General features: G+C 53.9%; 18 protein-coding genes. 2 read left to right on the forward strand and 16 right to left on the reverse strand.

Annotation, left to right across the window (positions count from 1 at the left end; translation table 11 throughout):
• Window positions 1-9 precede the first annotated feature (9 nt).
• The 3 genes from BBD41_RS04980 to BBD41_RS04990 all read right to left on the reverse strand — a co-directional run bounded on the left by BBD41_RS04980 (window position 10) and on the right by BBD41_RS04990 (window position 4,786).
• Window positions 10-1,203 carry a HEAT repeat domain-containing protein gene (locus BBD41_RS04980; protein ID WP_099476874.1) on the reverse strand — a complete coding sequence of 398 codons (1,194 nt, stop codon included), beginning with the start codon at window positions 1,201-1,203 and terminating at the stop codon, window positions 10-12.
• Window positions 1,204-1,251: 48 nt separating this feature from the next.
• Window positions 1,252-3,486: a hypothetical protein gene (locus BBD41_RS04985; RefSeq protein ID WP_099476876.1), complete on the reverse strand. Its 2,235-nt coding sequence runs from the start codon at window positions 3,484-3,486 to the stop codon at window positions 1,252-1,254.
• Between the two features lie 778 nt (window positions 3,487-4,264).
• Entirely contained in the window at window positions 4,265-4,786 is a 522-nt protein-coding gene (locus tag BBD41_RS04990) for an HPP family protein (RefSeq protein ID WP_077565291.1), read from the reverse strand.
• Window positions 4,787-4,936: 150 nt separating this feature from the next.
• Between BBD41_RS04990 and BBD41_RS04995 the strand changes: the two genes are divergently transcribed.
• Complete coding sequence (locus BBD41_RS04995; RefSeq protein WP_077565290.1) at window positions 4,937-5,899, forward strand: GntR family transcriptional regulator; 963 nt, start codon at window positions 4,937-4,939, stop codon at window positions 5,897-5,899.
• A 115-nt stretch (window positions 5,900-6,014) separates the two neighbouring features.
• On the opposite strand, the gene BBD41_RS05000 is transcribed toward BBD41_RS04995, so the two are convergent.
• From BBD41_RS05000 to BBD41_RS05040, 9 genes are all read right to left on the reverse strand, one after another.
• A complete protein-coding gene (locus BBD41_RS05000) occupies window positions 6,015-7,034 on the reverse strand; it encodes a potassium channel family protein (protein WP_099476877.1) in 1,020 nt (339 codons plus the stop codon).
• 38 nt (window positions 7,035-7,072) lie between these two features.
• A complete protein-coding gene (locus tag BBD41_RS05005; protein WP_099476878.1) occupies window positions 7,073-7,465 on the reverse strand; it encodes a DUF350 domain-containing protein in 393 nt (130 codons plus the stop codon).
• Window positions 7,462-8,139 (reverse strand): hypothetical protein, encoded by a 678-nt coding sequence (locus tag BBD41_RS05010; RefSeq protein WP_099476879.1) that lies wholly within the window; start codon window positions 8,137-8,139, stop codon window positions 7,462-7,464. The genes BBD41_RS05005 and BBD41_RS05010 overlap by 4 nt, the downstream gene beginning before the upstream one ends.
• A complete protein-coding gene (locus tag BBD41_RS05015) occupies window positions 8,140-9,339 on the reverse strand; it encodes a glutathionylspermidine synthase family protein (protein ID WP_099476881.1) in 1,200 nt (399 codons plus the stop codon). It abuts the gene before it with no gap.
• A complete protein-coding gene (locus BBD41_RS05020) occupies window positions 9,336-10,016 on the reverse strand; it encodes a hypothetical protein (protein ID WP_189635988.1) in 681 nt (226 codons plus the stop codon). Before BBD41_RS05020 ends, BBD41_RS05015 begins: the two co-directional genes overlap by 4 nt.
• Window positions 10,017-10,038: 22 nt before the next feature.
• Window positions 10,039-10,257, reverse strand: coding sequence for a hypothetical protein (locus BBD41_RS05025; RefSeq protein WP_007133111.1), 219 nt, complete (start codon window positions 10,255-10,257; stop codon window positions 10,039-10,041).
• Between the two features lie 292 nt (window positions 10,258-10,549).
• Window positions 10,550-10,789, reverse strand: coding sequence for a glutaredoxin family protein (locus tag BBD41_RS05030; protein ID WP_077565282.1), 240 nt, complete (start codon window positions 10,787-10,789; stop codon window positions 10,550-10,552).
• Between the two features lie 17 nt (window positions 10,790-10,806).
• On the reverse strand, window positions 10,807-11,742 hold the full coding sequence (locus tag BBD41_RS05035) for a hypothetical protein (protein WP_099476882.1): 936 nt from the start codon (window positions 11,740-11,742) through the stop codon (window positions 10,807-10,809).
• A 200-nt stretch (window positions 11,743-11,942) separates the two neighbouring features.
• Window positions 11,943-13,511 carry a cobyric acid synthase gene (locus tag BBD41_RS05040; RefSeq protein ID WP_206098313.1) on the reverse strand — a complete coding sequence of 523 codons (1,569 nt, stop codon included), beginning with the start codon at window positions 13,509-13,511 and terminating at the stop codon, window positions 11,943-11,945.
• 393 nt (window positions 13,512-13,904) lie between these two features.
• Here BBD41_RS05040 and BBD41_RS05045 point away from each other — a divergent pair, with 393 nt between their 5' ends.
• Window positions 13,905-14,879 carry a hypothetical protein gene (locus BBD41_RS05045; RefSeq protein WP_099476883.1) on the forward strand — a complete coding sequence of 325 codons (975 nt, stop codon included), beginning with the start codon at window positions 13,905-13,907 and terminating at the stop codon, window positions 14,877-14,879.
• A 60-nt stretch (window positions 14,880-14,939) separates the two neighbouring features.
• On the opposite strand, the gene BBD41_RS05050 is transcribed toward BBD41_RS05045, so the two are convergent.
• The 4 genes from BBD41_RS05050 to BBD41_RS05065 form a co-directional block, all read right to left on the reverse strand.
• Window positions 14,940-15,998 carry a Gfo/Idh/MocA family protein gene (locus tag BBD41_RS05050; protein WP_099476884.1) on the reverse strand — a complete coding sequence of 353 codons (1,059 nt, stop codon included), beginning with the start codon at window positions 15,996-15,998 and terminating at the stop codon, window positions 14,940-14,942.
• A gap of 104 nt (window positions 15,999-16,102) precedes the next feature.
• On the reverse strand, window positions 16,103-17,716 hold the full coding sequence (locus BBD41_RS05055) for an extracellular solute-binding protein (RefSeq protein ID WP_099476885.1): 1,614 nt from the start codon (window positions 17,714-17,716) through the stop codon (window positions 16,103-16,105).
• Window positions 17,717-17,767: 51 nt separating this feature from the next.
• Entirely contained in the window at window positions 17,768-18,688 is a 921-nt protein-coding gene (locus tag BBD41_RS05060) for a carbohydrate ABC transporter permease (protein ID WP_099476886.1), read from the reverse strand.
• Window positions 18,689-18,704: 16 nt separating this feature from the next.
• Complete coding sequence (locus BBD41_RS05065) at window positions 18,705-19,631, reverse strand: ABC transporter permease (protein ID WP_099476887.1); 927 nt, start codon at window positions 19,629-19,631, stop codon at window positions 18,705-18,707.
• Window positions 19,632-19,907 lie beyond the last annotated feature (276 nt).

The raw sequence follows: 19,907 nt of genomic DNA on the forward strand, positions 1-19,907 counted from the left end.
AGGATATCCCTAAGCAGTGTAATCCCCTCCTACTCCTGCAACTGTTCCGATCCGTTTACTTGGTTGAACGCCGAAGTAACGGTCATAAACAAGCTTTTTCTTATTGAAGGCCACCATTTGCTCGACCTCTTCATGGTCGCCTTCCTTCGCCATGATCCGTTCAATCCGGTACAGCGCCGTCTCTCTCGCAGGACCTGTGCCCGTCAAAGCCGCTTGACACAGCGTTTCGAAACCCTGCTCGCCCAGCATCGCCAAGCTTTCCGCACTATGATTGCGCACATGCCAGTTCTCGTCCTTCAGCGCTTCGGCAAGCAGCGGAATACTGCCGGCCGCATGGAGCCTCCCGAGCGCTTTGGCTGCCGCTGCCCGTACCTCCCAGGCATGATCGTGCATGAGCGCAGCAATCGTATCGTCTTTAAGCGCCGGATTCGAGCCCAGATACAGCTTAACCGCCTCAGCCCGCACATCCTTCTCCTCGGAGCCGACCAGCCGGTTCAAAGTAGGAACGGCCGCCGGAACAGCCTGTCCCCACATCGCAACGAGCGCCACCTTGACGAGTCCCGGGTCCTGATCATCCAGCAGCTTGCGCATCAAGCTCGGGGCATCCAGCCGCGTCTCAAGCAAAATGTCGGCAGCCATATGATGAATGGCCTTGCCGTACGACAGCAAACGCGACAGCATTTCGCGGATTTGCCGCTGTTCATTCGCGCTCTTGGCGATCGCTCTGGCCAGGATGATGGTCACCGGCCCGTAACGGGTCCGGTTCATCAGCTGCTGAAGCTGCGGTACCGCTTCTTCGGCACGCATGCCCCCGAGCCGGTACGCCGCTTCAATGCGCCGCCCCTTGCGCGGGCTGGACAACGCCCGCAGATCCTCTTCCACGAAGCCCGCTTCCCTGCACAGGTGAAGGAGCTTCTCCCTCGCTTCTCCCTTGAACTGCTCGATCCATTCGATAAATTTCGCCTGGATGACCCTGCGCTCGGCACGGGTCAGCTTCCCTGGCGGCAGCTCAAGCTTGATATCATCATGCAGATGGGCCTGAACATAAACAAAGTAATCGTGATGCTTGGCAGCATAGTGCTCCATTTCCCGCTGCTCGGCATTATGCTTGATTTTCATGCAGAACAGCATTATGATCCCGGCAGCAATCAGGCCAAGGCAAACATAGATAAATCCGTAGGCCAAGGCTAAATTTGAAAACATATTCGAGTGCCTCCTCTTTGTATTTAGCATCTGGCCGCCCTCCCGGACTTAAGGCAGACGCGTGAATATCTCCTGCATATCGTAATAGCTTTGCTTCAAGCGTTCACTGTACACGGGCGTTTCCCACAGCTCCCAGGTGTATGGCCGAATCCCCTCAAGATCGATCTCCATTGTCTTCGCCGCGGATTCGGCCGACCCGTCGAGCTCCGACCGCTTCGCGATCCACGGAGCAAGCCTGATTCCTTCGGTTGTGACGGTCGTGAACTCCCGTTTATTTTTGAGCGGGCTGTAATCGACCACCTGAAGAGAGCTAGGGTCTCCGAAGCCCAGCAGCATCCAAGGAATGCGCATCTCCACGAATCGGCCCTTGGACTGCCATGCGGTGAGAGAGTTGAAATCCGGAGATTCCGGATCAGTGCTGCCCCGCTTGAGCATGCCTACCGTCTCATCGATAAACGGGTGCGCAAACCGCGTGTCCGGCGGATTCATCATCAGGCTGATCGCGAGCTTCCAGGCATGGAACGTGCCGCCAGGGACGAGCGGATCATCCTTGCTCCCGGCTTTCGGTTTCTCCGGCAGCATCCAATAACCGTCCGGGCCGTACAAACGGCTGTGGAAATCATAGGACGGCGCGATGCTTACCTGGGACTCTTCATCCTGGCCGAGCTGGATCAGCGTCTCCAGTTCGCCCCCGGCAAGTGTTCTGCCGGCAAGCTCCTTCTTCGGAATATCCCCGCCGGGAATCGTATCGACTCCGATGAACAGCTTGGATTCTTCCGGATCGAAGGCTTCCTCAAGCTCCATCCCGATATACAGGTATGCTTCATCGTGCGCAAGCTTCATTCCCTTAACGCCCGGGGCCGTTCCTTCCCACTGCTTGACCTCTCCCTCAGGAAGGTTGTCCCAATCGGCCAAATCGCCGTCAATGGAAATCTGCCCCGCTTTGCCCGGTTCCATGGCGAGCACCCCGAACATCTTCTCGTTGGTCAGGACATTCAACCAGAAGGCCCGTCGGTCTGCCGGTATTTCAAAAGGCATCGTATTCCATGTTTTCTTAAACCATTCGTCCTGCCACATGAACAATATCGCCCCGGAGTAGCCTTCATCGAATATCTCCTGGGTCAGTGAAGCGTTAATATTGCCCTGCTCGGCTTCATCATGCCCCCCTTGATCCCGACCCCCGGGTCCGTGGTGCGACACGCCGATCGATGATGGAACGCCGTATTCGGTAACCATGATCGGCATATCGTCATACTCCGCTTTCAGCTTGCGGAGGTAGGCCTTATAGGTGTTATATCCGCCATTCCCGTCCGGAATCGTCCGCAAGGTTTTGTCGGTACGGAAGAAATCCGGATAGTAAGGATACACGTGATAGGCCGCAAAGTATCCGGCATCCCAGTTAACCGGTTCAATATGCCGGGCATCGACGGACACCAGATCCTCCTCAAACAGAGGCTCGCCCGGATGCTCCAGGACATCGGTCGTGACCCAATTCGTAAAGGTCATCGGATGCTGCCAGCCGTACTTTTGCTCTTGCTGTGCCGTGTAATCCAGTAATGAGGCCAGCCAATTCTCGAACGGGCTCGCGTCCTTCGTGCCGGAGAAGAATGTCCCGTCGTATCTTGGCGCATCCTTATGTACCCTGTTCGTGTTGTCGACCATGGACGGATCCCATTCGGTTCCCAAATGCCAGGCCATCAAATATTTGCCCGCATTCGTCTTATACTCGCCGCTAGATTGTCCATGCTTCGGCTCTACGGTGATATCCCCGTATACAGCCGCTACCGCTTTGGAAATCTCGGCTTTAAACATCTGCACAATCTCTTCGTCGTATGCGTCCCGACGCTCGATCAGCTGCTCTTCCGGAGACCATATCCCCTGCATGAAGTACAGAGGATCCTCCCCCTTGTTCCGGTTGTACTTTACCAGAGCCGAGTAGAAGACCGGGTTGTGCACGGTGTAGACCCTGATGATGTTCGCTCCCATTTCATCAATCTGTTTGAACCAACGCAAGTAGTCCTCTTCGGTTGCCGGCAGCGCGCCCGGAAAATGCCCCGGAACAGTCGCGCCGAGATTGACGCCCTTGGCGAATACCTCACGCCAGCTCTCATCTTCCCCGTACACAAGGAAAGAAGTGCCTTCCGTTTTGAATTTCATCTTCACACCGTCCGCTCCCGCATACGTCGTTATGACCGGACGGAAGTTTCCGAGTATTACAGCGGCACCGCTTAGAAGCACTATAGTGCACAGTGCTGCGATCACCCACCATTTTCGTCTGCTCATCGTCTTCCTCGTTCACCTGCCCTTTCAATCCCTAATGATTGTGTACCGGCTTGTTTCGTGAAGACGGAGCTGCTGCTACTCGTCATTCTACGGCCGATACACGCCCGATACCATATTTCTTCTTTACTAACTTTTCCGATTGGAATAGTAGTCATAAAGAAGCAAACCTTTAATCATTCGCGGATCTCCCCCAAAGCATGCTTCGCTCTAATCTCAGCCGTGCTGTTTGACAAGGTTGCATCCGAATGTTAGCTCGCTGCGTGTCTGAAAATTGGACGCTGTTTAACCCGAAGAATCCCTATACAGCAGTACACGAGATGAGTTCAGCGTGATCACGATGGTTTTCTGAAAATTTTCGTGAATCGTTAATATAAACGCAGAAAAATTGCTAAAGTTCCGGTCATTTTTACATCATTATCCATAGTTATTACAAAATTGATACCTTAGTCTTATAAAAAAACGGCTGAGATCCGCATTCCATCAAGGTTTGTAAATATTATCCATATCTACAAAATAAGAATAGAGTCCCGTACCGGGTTTGGGTTATATTCTATAGTTTTACAACTCAGGTGCAAGTGGTAATCGTATCCTATTTTTCCGGGATGCTGTTTCGAAGTCCTTTTTTTATGGTATATCTATTAGTTACAAATCCTTAATAATTGCCGGCGCAACAAAGAGAGGATCAATTCCCGGCCGTGCATTTCCATGGAACTGATCCTCCAATATGAAGATATTTATTACCTATGCATCCATTAATTTAACAAAGCAAAATAAGGGTTTACCACCAGAAAGTCGGATATCTCCGTTCCTTTACCGCATTATTGACCAGCAGGGCAACCAGCACAATGATGACGGATCCGGCCAGCACCGGAGTCAGCAAAAATGACCAGCCGCTTCCGGCCATCATGACGACCAGCGGGTCGGCGCCTGCCGGAGGATGGGTCGTACGAGTCAGTGCCATGAGACTGATTGCTGCGCCCACGCCAATTGCCATCGCAATTACCCCGTCTCCTAAAAGTTCATGGACCGTAAGTCCTGCCAATGTGGACACCAGATGGCCGCCAACGATGTTTCTTGGCTGTGACAGCGGCGCATCCCATACGGCAAAAGCAAGGACGCAGCTTGCCCCGAACGGCGCCATAATCCATACGCTGTCCCCAACCGAAGTCAAGAGAGCCAAGAGTCCAATGGAAATTACGCCACCGATAAAGCCGACGATGATATTGAGCGGCCGAACGGTTAAGGGGCTTCTTGTCCCCCCCTTCATCTTCTGCAGGTACAGCTTCGTCTGTTGTTTCATCTGCTCACTCCTCATATTACTATTTAACTAGTTATTTGGTTATGATTAACTTACAGCTTCCCACCGTTTCTGTCAACGCTTTTGTTGCCAAATCGTGTGCACTTGGGTACATTTAAATTACTAATTGACTAGGGAAGGAGTTTAAATCGGATGAACCAGATGCCAGTCCTCCGAATTGATCCGCATGTTACCTTTACCGTAAGCACTCAGGTCAAGGAACAGTTGAAATGGCTAATCGGCATCGGAATGATGAAGCCAGGCGATATGCTGCCTTCTGCAGGAGCGCTTGCCGATCTTCTCGGGGTGAACCGCAATACCGTGAATCTGGTCTATAACCAGCTCAAGGACGAAGGCCTCGTGTCCATGCATAAAGGCAGAGGTACGACGGTCCTCGATAATGCTCAGGTGGAGGAGCTCCGTACGAGCCGAACGTTGATGCACACGCTGGCCGAACGCACAATTGAGGAGGCACGGGCGCTCAACCTTCCGGTGGCTGAATTTTTTGCCGCCTCGCTGGCCTACACGATGCTCCGGGAGCCCGTGTTGAGCGATGGTCTGCGCATACTGCTGGTGGAATGCCGGGAGCATGACCACCCTTTTTACAGGAAAGCTATCGAGGATATTACAAAGGCTTCCGTGAAGACCGTATTTCTGGAGGATCTTCGCAGCAGCGAAGCCGCCATAAGCGAGGCGCTGGAGTACTCTTCCGTCATGGTCACAACGCTGAATCACGATGCCGAAGTGAAGCAGCTGTTCGCCAAATATGATAAAAAAACATTCGTGATCGGGGCGTCAGCAGAAGCATCGCTGCTGCTAGAGATCGCCCTTCTTGCTCCAGGCAGCGATATCAGCTTTGTCTGTTTAGGGAAGGCGGGGGCCCAGTGGATGGCCCGGAGAGTCCAAGAGGCTGGTATTGATGGCATCATCGCCCGCACAGCAAGCCTCGATAACCGGGAGGATCTGCTCCGCCAGCTCAACACATCCGAACGGATCTACGCCTCCGATGCCGCCTATGATGAAGTAGAGGCTCTCTCTCCTGGAAAGGTTAAGCGATTTCCCATGAAGCTGGAGAGAAGCAGTGAGCGTCTGCTCATGGATCTAGCAGGCCAATGACGTCCTATTCATCCCGCCAATGGACCTAAAAAAGCCCCCGCCCGCAAGATTGCCATCTTGAGAGCGAGGGCTTGAGATCCTCTAACCTCTATCCACTATCCTATTCTTTTAGCCTTTATCCTTTATCTACGATTCTCCGATACGTCGCCTCATCCGAAACAATATAGAGCCGTGCATCCCCAGGAATCGGCTGTCCCAGCTTGCGGTTGATTCCCAGATCGCTCCGGTCGGCGATCAGCGTTGCGCCCTGACGAAGCAAATCCTGGAATGCATCGCCGTAGGTCTTCCAGACGCTGCTTACCGGAATCTCGTAAATGTCATCGCCAAACGAACGGCTCAGCAGCTGCATCAACACATCCGAGTTGCCTTCCTGCAGCGCGGCCCGGACCGCTAACCGGGAAATGGCATCATGCGCCAGCACGAACTCGTTCACATTAATGTGGCGGAAGTTCTGAACATTCTGCTCCTGCACGATCTCAACCGTCGTATGCACTTTAGGCGCAATCCGTTCGATGCTCGAGGCGATGAGAAGCGACTTCCCATCGATCAGCGAAGCCTCGTCAATCCGCGAATCGGCGAAGATGATCGCCGCTTTTGCCTCATGAATATTGGCTCTTGATAGCGTATCATCAGATGCCGGGTCACCGCTAACAAAATGCACCTGCTCGAGATGCTCGACCGGATGACGACCGGATTCGTCGATAACGACGATGCCCGGTGCGGAATCATAGGACAATATTTCATCGATGGCGGACTGCGCCTTTTTGCTCCAATTAATAATGATGACATGATCTTTGCCGCGATAATTCAATCTCCCCGCTCCTCTCTGTCGCTGGACGCTGCCGAAAGCTTCTACGATCTTCCCGATCACCAGGCTGAGGAGCCCGATTCCGAAAATATACAAAAATATCGTCAGCACTTTGCCCGGTACCGTGACGGCATAGTAATCGCCATAGCCTACCGTTGCCATCGTGGTCAGCACCCAGTACAGCGCATTGAACCACGTCTTATAGGTATCAGGCTCCAGCAAATAGGCAGCGGTTGCGCTCAATGCGACAAACAGCACCACGATGCAGGTGATGGTCGTTTTGCGCAGACGCATCATTTTTAAGGACCATTTCAGAAAAAAATGCACCCACTACTGCTCCTCTCCCGCATAAGCTGTACGAACCATCAGATGATCAGGCTGCTTACAGCAAAAGCCGTGCCGATAAACACCATCGCCAGCAAAATGCCGATGGCCATATTCCCCTTCTGGAGATGCTCGGAAATATTCAGGCCCGGCGTTACAAGCTCAAACACCCAATAGACGACGATCAGGCACACATACCCGACGGCAAACCACAGCATCATGTGCCAGATCGATGAATTTGTATAGGCAGAGACGCCTAAGATAATCGCCGTTCCCATAAACTTGCCGCCGAAGGCCAGCCCCACGGCCGCGTTTCCCTTCTTCAGCTCTGCCATGTCGTTAAACCGGGTCATCCAGCTGAATACTACCATCCCCAGCAATTGAAGCAAAATCATGCATACCACGCTAACCGCGATATTGATAACAACCGTCACTCCGCCCACCCCCGAAATTTTGCATAGGCCAAGTCGTAATCGGCGAAGTCATGCACTTCCTCCAATACAACGTCAACCGTCTTCTCTTTTTCCATTGCCGCATAACGCTTCTCGTCGATCGGCTGCTTGATCCGGTTCCCCGTCGGCAGCTCGATTACGGCGAAGCGTCTCGTTTCGTTTTTATGCGTGGTTGCGTACACGCCTACCAGTTCCACATCCGTTTTGACGATGACTTTGAGGTTGGTTAAATCCTCTTGCGCCGATTTCTCATCCTTGTAGGATTTGATCGTCTGCCAGGAGGATAAGCGGATATTATTCCGCTGGTTCTCGTCGGTCGTCAGCTCGGCGTCCATGAACTGCAGTGTCCAGATCTTGTCTCCGGTCGCATAGTTGCCGTCGTTGGGCAGCAGCTCATTATCCGGCAGCACGGTCATATCCCCGCCGATCAGATCGCCCACAGTGCCTTCAACGATCCGGTAATCCCAGGGAACTCTTGCCGTTGAAATGGATTCCTCCCCTGAGCTTCCGGTATGAAACACCGTCTGGCTGCTGGAGCACGCGCCCAGCACGAACAGCAGCATCAGGCTGGCCGCCACCCATCCGTACGCGGCAAGCGAGGATCTGCGTTTCCTCCGAGGCGCTGCTTGGCGCTCCCTTCCTTCATTCCAATCCATTTACTTCACTCCTATTGCGATAAAGTGGCTCGTATTTCCCGTAATCAGACCGCCCGCCCGTCCCAGCAGCCCGCAGGGCGTGCCGTTCAGGATGAACAAGCCTGTCAATAGATGAAACTCGCCCTCCGCTGTGCGGATCCGGGCCAGCTCGGCTCGCTGCTGATAGACCGTCGGGAACATTACGCTGGTGTCGAAGCCGTCCTGGTCCTCCACTTCAAGCTGCCCCGCGTTGTCGTACAGCTTTACCGAACCGCCTTCCCTGCCAAACATCGACTTGGAGACGAAATTGCCGGAGAATACCGGCTTGTTATAGGTCGGGAGCATGTATTTCTCAATGACCTCCCGTTCTTCCGGACCGAACAGCAGTCCCAGCTCGAACATGCCCCAGATTGCGGCGAGCAGGCCTTTGGATTGCATCAGAATGCTGTGCGGCGGATTAAACATCGCAAGGTTGCCGGTCTCAATCGCATAGGCGAGCGCATCGCCGCCTTCGTCAACGGACATCCATTCCTTGGGATATAGGGCAAACATCCTGCGGATTTCGCGATTTTCGCCGTCCTTCAGAACGCCTTCGTCCACCCATAAATCCAGGCAGTCCACCAATCGGACATCCAATCCGCTGTGCCGGACCAAAGCCTCGATCGTACCGGAATCCTCCAGATGCTCGCCATAGCCGATGCAAGCCGCCGTATCCGGCCGCTCGATTCCCCAAGCCTCTGCAACCAGTCCGGCCATCCGGTCATTCACGGATCGGATGCCTGCCTGACGGCACAGCCATGGGGTTGCGATGGAGGCCTCCACATATCCCGTCGGCGTGTCGGCATTCAGCTCGAGCAGCTTGATCGCACCGTCATGCGCAACGGCAAAATCGAAGCGGGCATAGCGGCTGATCAGCCCTTCCTCCGGGATGGGGCATCGATCGAGCATTTCCCATAGAATTTCGGGGATGCCGATCAGATGGTAAATATGATGATTGCCGTGAATATAGCGAACGGTCTTGTCCACGATCCGCCACAGCATGGAAGCTGCAGCCTCGAGCTCGGCGTAAACGTCTTCATTCATTATCACGATCTGGTCGATCCAATACGGCTCCTCTTCCAGATCGGCCCATGTGAATCCAAGCTCCGCGAGCTGCTTCACGCGCTCGCTCCGGTTATGGGCCGGCTGTCCCGCGACTTCAAACACGCTCGAATCGGTCATCCGCCGAATCCGCCCGATCTTGAGCTCGATTTCGAGCTGGACGATGAGCTGAAGCCGCTGGACTTGCCCCCGATTCCACCGGATTTGGAAGAGGTGGAGCGCCGAACGATCGTCCCGGTAGACGATGTCGAGGTCTTAGGACGCACGTTGGAGTTGACTACCGGCTTGTTCTGAAAGGCTCCGCTTGTGTACGTGCGCGGCTTGTAAGGCTTGCCGGTATTCGCATAATAGCCGCGGTGATTATCGTACCAGCCTCTCGATGAGTAATAGGACCCGTTGTTAAACAGCATATGATAGAGCAGCAGATCGTCCCAGCCGAAGCCGGCATTGTATCCGCTGTAGTTGTTGATAACCGTCGTGCCGCCGGAGCCCGACCCGGCCTCTGCCTCTTGGAAATCCTCTTCTTTAGGGAACGGGATGTTCCAGTCGGTATGCTTATCGAAGTATTTCTTCACTTCCTCCGTCGACCATGAGACCAGCTTCGGCTCGTCGGCCGATGTAACGGCTTCCGAGGCCAGCTCGTTCGGGGTGCCGGCGGCAGCGGCCCCGGATACCAGAAAAGCATTGGCGAGCAGCGCGATGCCGAGCGAGCTCGACAGGACGCGGATCGGCTTGCCTTCCGGCGTCAGCCATTTGGATGCCGGCGATTCCTGTTTGTCTTTTTCATTACTCAACATGATTTCTCCTTTCGGACAAGTGTCACACATTCCGCATCGGAACGAGCAGCAGCTCCAATTTCCCGGAATCTACATTCAGCCTGCCTTCAATCGTCTCATACTCCTGGCCGCCCGCTACGATATAATTCACGTGCTCGAGCGCCGTTACCATGTTCATCGTCCATGTCCGCTCTTCAATCTGCCGGAGCTCTCCGTCAGGCTTCTTCTCGAACAAAATGACATTCATGCCGTTATCCAACATAATCTCCCTCCTTCAAAGCTTGGTGAATATTGATACGTGACATATTTCCGATCGTTTCATGATTCGTCATTCGAATCTATGATCAATCGCCGTTTTCCTAAGAAACACACAAACCATATAATAACACCCTTACTGATTTTTGACACCCGTGAAATTGGATCAGAATTCGTAAAAATTTCCCGGCTTCATGCACGAAAGCGGCCGTTCCCGCCGCCTCAGCGCCTACTTCCACAAAAAAACGCGGCGACCCTTATAGGATCGCCTGCGCTTCTTTACGGTCGGAACGCATATTTTATGGAATCAGCTTGCGAATTTCATCCAGGTTGTCAGCAAAGCCGACAAACACTTGGTCATTGATCACGATCGTCGGAACGATCGATTTTCCGGTCAGCTCCCTTACTTCCTCGGCATATGCCGGGTTTTCCTCACAGTTGTATTCCGTATATGGAACGTTCCGTTCCTTCAAATAACGTTTGGCAAAATGGCAGTCGCTGCACGTTGGGATCGTATATATTTTCACCGCTTCGGACATATCGATCACTCCTTGATTTATTGAATTTCTACCACAAACGCAGTGGTGATGACCTTGTTCTTATGCTGAAATTGTCCCCAGATTTTGTAAATGCCGCTCTTCGGAAAGGATGTGGCGAACTCCGCTCTCGGTCCGGTTCCGCCTTCATCCACCGGATGCACGTGAAGGTATTGCTCCGCATCGGCCGACAAAATAACGACATGGCCGACAGCGCCCAGATAAGGCTCCAGATTATCGATCCCTTGCTTGGTGGCCGCATCCTGAAATTCGAAAGTGAGCACAGCCTCCTCATTCGACAACGTATTGCTGAGCGATAGCTCGACTCGCTTGCCGTCCACCTGCTGCACGAGGTTTGTATCCGGCTTGACCGGTGTCTGCGGATGTTCTTCTCCCGGGATCGTTACCCACTCACTGAGGGTTGCTCCGAAAGCTCCCTTGGGGACGAAATCCGCGAACAGCTTATACTTCCCGCCTGCAGGAAATATTGTGTTCACGGTAAAGCTGCCATTCTCGAGATAATCAGGATGAATATGCTCAAAGTACGACAGATCGTCATTGACGATGATCAGATGCATCAGCTTCTCATGGTTAACATCAAATTGCTGCACCGGCTGACCCCGGTCGGTAATGTGAATGGTCAGGTCCGCCTCGCTGCCAGCCTTCACCGCCCCGTCGAATTGGAAAACCGCCTTGTACTCATTCGACGATGTTCCATGCCCGGTCCCATGCTCTGCATGAGCTCCATGTGTTCCATGTTCTGCATGTGCCCCATGTGCTGCATGAGCCCCATGCTCGCCTTGCCCCTCAGCCTGCCCTTCACCGCCGGCCTTATCCTGCGGGGATCGCTGGTTTCCGGAATTGGAGTCTCCCCCCGGATTCGGATCATCACATCCCGTGAAGAAACCGAAAGCAAGCAGGGTCGTTAATGTCAGCAGGGCCATTTTCTTACTCATCCGCGATCACTCCAATCTTGTAGTTGTATACTTTCATGCATGTATCTTTTCTTGTTATTAGTATACCCCCCTATCCTATATTTAATCAAGGTTGGAGTTCACTTGGGGGCAAGCCAATAAAAAAACGACGCAAAATAACACCATGCAGTCTGCATGGTGCTATTCCAACTATTACTTGGTATTCCCGTTCAAATATCCATTTATTCCCGATTGGCGCGCTGCCTTAATCCGGCTATCGCATAAATTTTGTCCATGTCCAGATGACTTCTTACGATGTCGGCCACCCGGTTAAATTCCTGCAGCTTGCGGCTGCGCGCATTGAAGGTTTCCCCGATCGGGGCCAGCCCTTTCTTCTCGCGGATGCCGTTCAGCCATGCCCTGCGCAGCTCGTCATTGTCAAACAGGCCGTGTAAATAACTGCCCCATACCGAACCGTCCGTCGTGCCCAGTCCCTCCGAGTGCCCTTCCTCCGGATAAGTCCCATCGGGTCCGGATCCCATGATGAACAGCGGAGCATACGCTCCGTCCTCGATCGACCCGTTCGACTCGCTGATCCCCATATGGATCTCATACGCTTCTAAGGGCATATCGGCGGCGGGAGCCGAAGTCCCCAGCGCTAAAGGATGCCCCTGCGCCAGCTTCCCCCGGACCCGAACGGTTCTCTTCTCCTTCCGGAAGATCGTCGTCAGCGGCAGCAGCCCGAGCCCCTCCGCTTCACGTGCGCTTCCTTCCACCGCATCCGGGTCGGACAGACGCTTGCCCAGCATCTGATAGCCGCCGCAAATGCCGACAATCTGCACGTTTCTCCCAGGCGCCAAGTCCAGAATGCACCGCGCCAAGCCTTGCTCTCTCAAAAACTCCAGATCGCCGATCGTATCCTTTGAGCCCGGCAGGAGGATGACATCCGGCTCACCCAAATCCTCCGCCATGCTCACAAAGCGGACTTGCACGTCCGGTTCACCGGCCAATGCATCCACATCGGTAAAGTTCGAGATCCGCGGATACCGGATGACCGCGATATCGAGCTCTTTCCGCGGCCCTGAACGAGCAGCCGGCTTCTCCAGCACGACAGAATCCTCCGCCTCGATGCGCATGTCCGGAATGTAGGGCAGGACCCCCAGCACAGGAATGCCTGTCCGCTCTTCGAGCCAGTCCAGGCCCGGCTTCAGCAGGGCAACATCCCCTCGGAATTTGTTGATGATGAAGCCCTTCACCCGGGCTGCCTCATGGGGCTCGAGCAGCTCGAGCGTCCCGACAATAGAGGCAAACACGCCTCCGCGGTCGATGTCCGCAACGAGGATGACCGGGGCATCGGCCCATCCCGCTAAATTCATATTGACGATGTCCCGATCCTTCAGATTGATCTCCGCCGGACTGCCCGCTCCCTCCATCACCACGATGTCATGCTGCCGGCGCAAGCGTTCAAGAGCCTCGAGCACTATGTCCTTCGCTTTTGGCAGGAACCGGTTCCTGTAATCCATCGCGCTCATCTGCATTTCAGGCACCCCATGGATGACGATCTGGGACGTCATGTCCTTCACCGGCTTGATCAAAATCGGATTCATGTCGGTCGTCGCAGCAATGCCGCAGGCTTCAGCCTGAACGCCCTGTGCCCGGCCAATCTCTTTTCCGTCTGGCGTCACATACGAATTAAGCGCCATGTTTTGCGATTTGTATGGAGCCGGCCGGTAGCCGTCCTGGAGAAAAATGCGGCATAGTGCCGTCGTGACAATACTCTTTCCGACATCCGAGGCTGTCCCCTGCAGCATAAGCACGGCTCCCTGCTCCTCACGCCGCTCCACGGGCATTTCCGTGATATCCGTTAGGTATTTGAGCTCGCCGCTCTCTTGCTGTGTCCCGGGATGATCGTAGATACGGCGAGTCTTGTCCTCGTACGGTCGGGATCCTCCCTCATGGCTTTGTTTCATCTGCGTCACTCTTTTCCGTTATTCGACTTAGGTTATGACCATTATAGCAGAACGGCGGCGAGGATCGCTCCATCTTTACTCGCATCGGCTGAATGATAGGTTTGGTCGTCCTTAAGTTCTTTAAGGGATAAATTTTTAACAAGGAGGGATATATTCGTCCAGAATATACTTTTTAAGTTAATTTTGTATTATCTTGGATAGGTGATTAGCGCGGTTAAGGGAGGAATATAGTGAATGGTAATGCATTTCTCCAAGGTTAGCAACTTCTATGTACACGTAAAATGGTTTACGGAAAGCTTCGAATGGGACCCTCTGCCTTTCTCCCGCATCGTCACCCCGTCCTTCCTGTTCTGGCTAGGGTTTACCGTCCTGATGCTCTGGCTCGCCTGTGCCGTTTCCGGGCCGATCGGCCGCGCGCGTCCGATCCTGCGGATTCATGCGTGGCTGTGCCGAATGAAGCAGCACACCCAGCTCATCCTGCGCACCGGCCTTGGCATCGGGCTCCTTCTGCAGCTATTTAGCGGGTCTTACCTTGCCCCCGAGTTCACCATCAAATCCATGTGGATCGTCCTTGGGCTGTTCACTGCCGCCGCCTGCCTGGCCAATACGAAAACGTTAAAAGTGAGCGGCGCCATTCTGTTCCTGCTGTATGTCCAAGCTTCGCTGGAATACGGAGTTTTTCACGCCTTGGATTATTTGATGTATGTCGGGATCGTTTACTGCCTGTTCGTTAATGGCACGCCGTTAATGCGAACCGCTCCCGCTGTCCTGTATCTGTGTATGGGGTTCTCGCTCTCCTGGCTCGCCATGGAAAAGCTGACCATGCCTGCCCTTGCCTGCTCCGTCATGGGCAGCTACGGGCTTCCCACCTTCGGTTTTACCCTCGAGCAATTTGTATTGATCAGCGCCTTCGTCGAGATCGGCTTGGCATGGGCCTTTATGATGGGAATTATGAACCGCTTCACGGCACTGCTCGTAACCGGAATCTTCTTCATGACGAGCCTTGTATTCGGCCACAAAGAGGTGATCGGCCATACGATTATCCACACGCTGCTGATCCTGTTCGTGATCGAGGGTACCGGAGGTTTACGCACACCTGTGGATCTCCACCGTAAGCCCATGCTCAGATCCCTTTTTGTAACCGTTAACTTCTGCCTGTTCCTGTTTATTTTAATGCCGCTGTATATCTGGATGGGGAAAGCAATGTGAACGGCCATCTGGTGTTTCAGTGCACGACAAGTCACAAACGCTTAAGCGATCCGGATGCGCTCAGTCCGCTGTAAGCCGCACGGCAGACTTGGATTCGCTTGCTCTTACGACGGCATCCAGCACCTCCTGGTTCCGGTACCCGTCCATAAAGCCGGGCACGCCGTCTGCCGGGGTCCCTCTTAAAACGGCGGCAAAATCGGCATACTGCGCAACCTTGCAATGCGCCGGCACCTCGACGAGTGCTCTCGCCAGCTGTCCGCCCTCTTCCTCACGAATCCACACGATGTGGTCCGGGTCCAGCGTTCCCGCATGAAGCGTCCCCATATCGCCGTAGATCGTGATTTCATGCTGGTTCCCCGAGCCGAATGCATTGCGCGACGTCTGGAACACGCCCATAACGTCCCCTGACATCCGGGCCTGAAAGCTTGCGAAGTCATCGACCTCGATCTTTGCCATCGCGCCCGTGACCGGGTCGCGGCGTTCCGGAACGATCGTCTGCAGCTGGGCGGTCAGCTCCTCGAACTCTCCGAAGAGAAAGCGAGCCATATCGATCATATGCGAGCCGAGATCGCCTAAAGCGCCCGTACCGGTGATAGCCTTGTTATACCTCCACATATACGGGATTTGTTGGTGCGGAACACCAAAGCCCTGGAGATATTGGAGAGAGAAGTGCCGGACCGTGCCCAGTTTCCCGGAACGCACGATCTCCCGGGCATAACGGAATGCGGGCGTATAACGATACGTAAAGCCGATCATGACGGGGACCGGACGTTTCTCATACATTTCGAGCAGCGGCACAGCCTCCTCGAAGACGCGCGTAAACGGCTTTTCCGCCAGAAAAGGCTTTCCCGCCTGAAGGCACGCACTCATGATGTCGGCATGCACGTTATTCGGCGTCACGGAGACCACCGCATCCACCTCCGGGTCCTCGATCAGTCCCTTATAATTCACGTAGCGCTTGCCGCCTTCGATGCCTAGTTGATCGCCGACTCTCGCCATCGCCTCCCCGTTCACATCGCTTACGGCAACAAACTCATACACATGCTCTGCTTTCATCCAGCGGATATGCTCTTGCGCCATACCGCCGAGCCCAATCAAACCGATCCGAAACTTGTTCATGCCTAACGCTCTCCTCTTGTTCGTGAAATGTAGGTTGCCCCGTGAAAACGGCGGCGGCCCTGCCTATTCCCATTCGCAGGACCGCATCCGCCTCTATACTGGCATCACTTTGCGCTGGTATACCGTTTATAAGCATCCTTGCGAATCTGGAGCAGCCGCTCCAGTCCCATTTCGTTCAGCTTATTCACATAAGCGTCCCATTCCTGATCGATGTTGCCCTCCGTAATCCATTTTGCCCGGGTTGTGCTGACATAACCGTCGATATCGGTCGTCAGCGTAGGCAGCTCCTGGAATTCCTCCGCGCTGTACATAACGTTCGGGAACGGGGTGGTCACATAATCGCTGCCCAGCTTATCGATGACCAGCTTCAGGCCGTCCCCTGTCGTTTCGTCCAGAATGATATTGCGCTCAAAGCTCGGACTGACGTATTTCGGTCCAAAATCGCGAACCGACTGCTCCCAATACCATGCATCCGCGCTCGTGCCCTCCGGCGGATTCATCAGCGTGTACGTGCCGTCATCGTTTTTCTTAATAACGGTGCCGATCGCGCCCCAGAAATTCTGGATGCTGGCTTCATTGGTATAGAACTGGTCCGCCCAGCGCGCCGATACTTCCGGATGCTCGTTGGAGGTCGTGATGAGAAGCTGGTTCCGCCGCAGGCTCAAGCCGCCCGGCTCTCCGCCCTGGTAGCGTTTTCCGTCCGGGCCGGCGATCGGTGGAATGGCGATGTATTGATCCTTCCACTTCCCGAACACGGCATCGGGTACCCATTGATTGGAGAAGCCGACCAGCGGAACGTCGGGATTCTGCTGCTTGGCCGTCAGCATGGTGTTGTCCTGGGTGAACACCTCCTGGTCGATCAGACCTTCGGCGTACAACTGATGCGCCCATTTTATTGCTTCTTTATAATTTTCCGTAATCGGATAGAACACGGGCTCCCCGTCCACCACCATCATGCTGTTGGCGTTGAGGTCGGTGATGCCGAACGGATTGTATAAATCCACGCTGATATCCCCGGAACCGCTGACCGGAATTTCATCGGCTTTTCCGTTCCCGTTCGGATCCTGCTCTTTGAACGCTTTGAACACCTGATACAGCTCCTCTGTGTTGTCCGGGACATCCAATCCAACCTTGTCAAGCCAGGTTTTGTTGATGATCGGCTGGATCGACGACTCGGGTCTCGACGGCAGACGTGCCGGAAGAGAGTAAATCTTTCCGTCCGGGAAGGTGCTCATCTGCTTCATCTCCGGCGTTTCTTCCATTGCTGCTTTTAAATTCGGCATATACTGGTCGATGTATTCGTCCAGCGGACGGAAGTAGGACAGATTGTTGACGATGTCGGAATCGCTGAACACAATGTCCCCGAATATGATATCCGGGAGCGTCCCGCTTGCCAGCATGATCGATTTCTGTTCGCCCCAATCGTTCGAGGACATAATCTGCCAGTTGATCTTCACGTTGGTTTGCTTCTCCAGATCTTTCAGCCATTGATTCTGAAGAAACGTATCCCCCATATTCCCCCATCGAACGGTCAGCACGTCCAGCGTGACAGGTTCGTTCACGATCGGCAGCCCTTCTTTATTAAAAGCCGCATCCGACTCCGCAGCCGGTTCCTTGCCGCCGCTGCACCCCGCCAGGTTAAACACCAGCAGCGCAGCCAGCAGCAGCGAAACCGCCGTCTTGACCGGAAATGCCTTAAGCTTCAAGCCCTTTACCATTCCTTAATCCCCCCAAGCTTTTTGATGATAGGACATGCATCGAATCAAACATTATTGCTTCACGGCTCCGATCATCACCCCCTGGTTGAAATATTTCTGCACAAACGGGTAAATGCACATGATCGGAACCGTAGCGACAATGATGACCGCATACCGCATCAGGTTTGCCAAGCGCAGCGCGACGGCCGCGGCTTCCCCCGTTCCGAGAGCCGATTGCATCTGATTCGTCACCAGAATGTTTCGCAGGATAAGCTGCAGCGGATACAGATTCGAATCCTTCAAATAAATCAGCGCGTTGAAGTATGAATTCCAATGGCCGACGGCCGTCCACAAGGCGATGACCGAGATTACCGCTTTCGAGAGCGGGATGACGATCTGGACAAAATACCTCAGATTCCCGCATCCGTCGATCTGGGCCGCCTCCCATAAATCCTCTGGGATGCTCGTCTTGAAGAACGTCCGCGCTACGATGATGTTGAATACCGCTACCGAGAACGGCAGCACCATGACGAGAAACGTATCGTACAGCTGGAAATCCCGGATCGTCATGAAGGTAGGGATCAGGCCGCCGTTAAAGAACATCGTGAATATAAAAAGCAGGGAAATGTACTTGCCGCCGACCAGATCCCGTCTGGACAGCGCGTAGGCTGCCGAAATGTTGACCGCCAGGCCGATCGCCGTTCCCACGATGGTATACAGGATCGTATTACGGTACCCCACCCATATATTAGAATGCTTCAGCAATTCCCGATAGCCTGCCAGCGTAAAATCTTTCGGAAACAGCCACACCTGCCCGTTCGCAACGGCCGCTGGATCGCTGAATGAGGCAATGACGATAAAATAGATCGGATAGATCAGCACGATCAACAAGAGGACGGCGAAGATGTACATGGCGATCTCCAGGATGCGGTCAGAGGAACGGACATAGACGGCGTGCGCCCCTTTTTTCGTTCTTGCTTCCATTCCGCTCATTGAAACCCTCCTCTCTTTACCATAAGCTGTTCTCGCTGTACTTCTTGGAAATGTAGTTGACCATGATCAGGAGCACGAAATTAATGACCGTGTTAAACAGGTTGATGGCCGAGGAAAAGCTGTACTGGCTGCTCAGCATCCCGATTTTGTACACGTAGGTCGCGATCACCTCGCTGGACGTGATATTCAGATTGTTTTGCATCAGATACACCTTCTCGAAGCCGACGCCGAGCAGATTTCCGATTCGCAGGATCAGCAGCGTAATCATGGTCGGCATGAGCATCGGGATATCGATGTAGCGGATCTTCTGCCACCGGCTCGCGCCATCCATCGTCGCCGCCTCGTACAGGCTGGGATTGACGGCCGACAGCGCCGCGATATAAATGATGCTGTCCCAGCCCATGTGCTGCCACACGTCGGACCACACATAGACGCTGCTGAACCACCCGGCCGAGCCCATCAGATTCGGCGCCTCGGCTCCGAAAAGACGGAACAGGTTGCCGATCAAGCCCGTGCTGGGCGAGAACAGGATGAGCATCAGGCCGACCATGACCACCGTCGATATGAAATGCGGCATGTAGGTCACCGTCTGGAAAAACCGCTTGAACCGGTTGGGACGCATCTGGTTGACCATCAATGCGAGCATGATCGGAATCGGAAACGTAGCCACGCTGTACAGACTGATAACGACCGTGTTTTTGATCGTGGTCTCAAATTGATAGGAACGGAAAAATTTCCCAAAGTATTTGAGCCCTGCCCACGGGCTGTCCATAATGCCTGCCGCAGGACTGTAATCCTTAAAGGCGATCAGGATGCCGTACATCGGCACGTAGGAAAACAACAGGACCAGCACCACCGCGGGCAGCAGCAGCAGGTACAGCCCCCAATTTTTCTTGATCCGCGAAAAAAGCTGCCGGGAGTCATTCAGTTGGCCTGCTTTCAATGGAATCCCCCTTTCTCTCCCGCCGCTTCCAAAGCGTTAGGTTGTATCGAACAGCTTCAGTATACTCCGGCGGAGCAGCATTAACCGGACCTTCTGGAACGCTAATCGGACCTTTCCTTTACCCGAGCCAAGTCTTTAGCCCCCGTCCCGGCAATGTCCTGCCGTTATCCGGACTTAAACCGGCAATATCCGGACTTTATCGCGGGAAGCGTCCTGGAGCGCCATGTTTTTTTTGCACCTTTCGTTTTATAATAGCTTTACTATCCTTAAAAACGC

This window comes from Paenibacillus ihbetae, from assembly GCF_002741055.1.
GTDB classification, from domain to species: domain Bacteria; phylum Bacillota; class Bacilli; order Paenibacillales; family Paenibacillaceae; genus Paenibacillus_AQ; species Paenibacillus_AQ ihbetae.

Bases quoted from the DNA above. Each gene is read 5' to 3' on its own strand.
- BBD41_RS04990 (WP_077565291.1), bottom strand. From the start codon at position 4,786: ATGAAACAACAGACGAAGCTGTACCTGCAGAAGATGAAGGGGGGGACA.
- BBD41_RS05030 (WP_077565282.1), bottom strand. From the start codon at position 10,789: ATGTCCGAAGCGGTGAAAATATATACGATCCCAACGTGCAGCGACTGC.
- BBD41_RS05040 (WP_206098313.1), bottom strand. From the start codon at position 13,511: ATGCTGCAGGGGACAGCCTCGGATGTCGGAAAGAGTATTGTCACGACG.
- BBD41_RS04985 (WP_099476876.1), bottom strand. From the start codon at position 3,486: ATGAGCAGACGAAAATGGTGGGTGATCGCAGCACTGTGCACTATAGTG.
- BBD41_RS05035 (WP_099476882.1), bottom strand. From the start codon at position 11,742: ATGAGTAAGAAAATGGCCCTGCTGACATTAACGACCCTGCTTGCTTTC.
- BBD41_RS04995 (WP_077565290.1), top strand. From the start codon at position 4,937: ATGAACCAGATGCCAGTCCTCCGAATTGATCCGCATGTTACCTTTACC.
- BBD41_RS05025 (WP_007133111.1), bottom strand. From the start codon at position 10,257: ATGTTGGATAACGGCATGAATGTCATTTTGTTCGAGAAGAAGCCTGAC.
- BBD41_RS05050 (WP_099476884.1), bottom strand. From the start codon at position 15,998: ATGAACAAGTTTCGGATCGGTTTGATTGGGCTCGGCGGTATGGCGCAA.
- BBD41_RS04980 (WP_099476874.1), bottom strand. From the start codon at position 1,203: ATGTTTTCAAATTTAGCCTTGGCCTACGGATTTATCTATGTTTGCCTT.
- BBD41_RS05045 (WP_099476883.1), top strand. From the start codon at position 13,905: ATGGTAATGCATTTCTCCAAGGTTAGCAACTTCTATGTACACGTAAAA.
- BBD41_RS05015 (WP_099476881.1), bottom strand. From the start codon at position 9,339: ATGACCGATTCGAGCGTGTTTGAAGTCGCGGGACAGCCGGCCCATAAC.
- BBD41_RS05060 (WP_099476886.1), bottom strand. From the start codon at position 18,688: ATGAGCGGAATGGAAGCAAGAACGAAAAAAGGGGCGCACGCCGTCTAT.
- BBD41_RS05020 (WP_189635988.1), bottom strand. From the start codon at position 10,016: ATGTTGAGTAATGAAAAAGACAAACAGGAATCGCCGGCATCCAAATGG.
- BBD41_RS05055 (WP_099476885.1), bottom strand. From the start codon at position 17,716: ATGGTAAAGGGCTTGAAGCTTAAGGCATTTCCGGTCAAGACGGCGGTT.
- BBD41_RS05010 (WP_099476879.1), bottom strand. From the start codon at position 8,139: ATGGATTGGAATGAAGGAAGGGAGCGCCAAGCAGCGCCTCGGAGGAAA.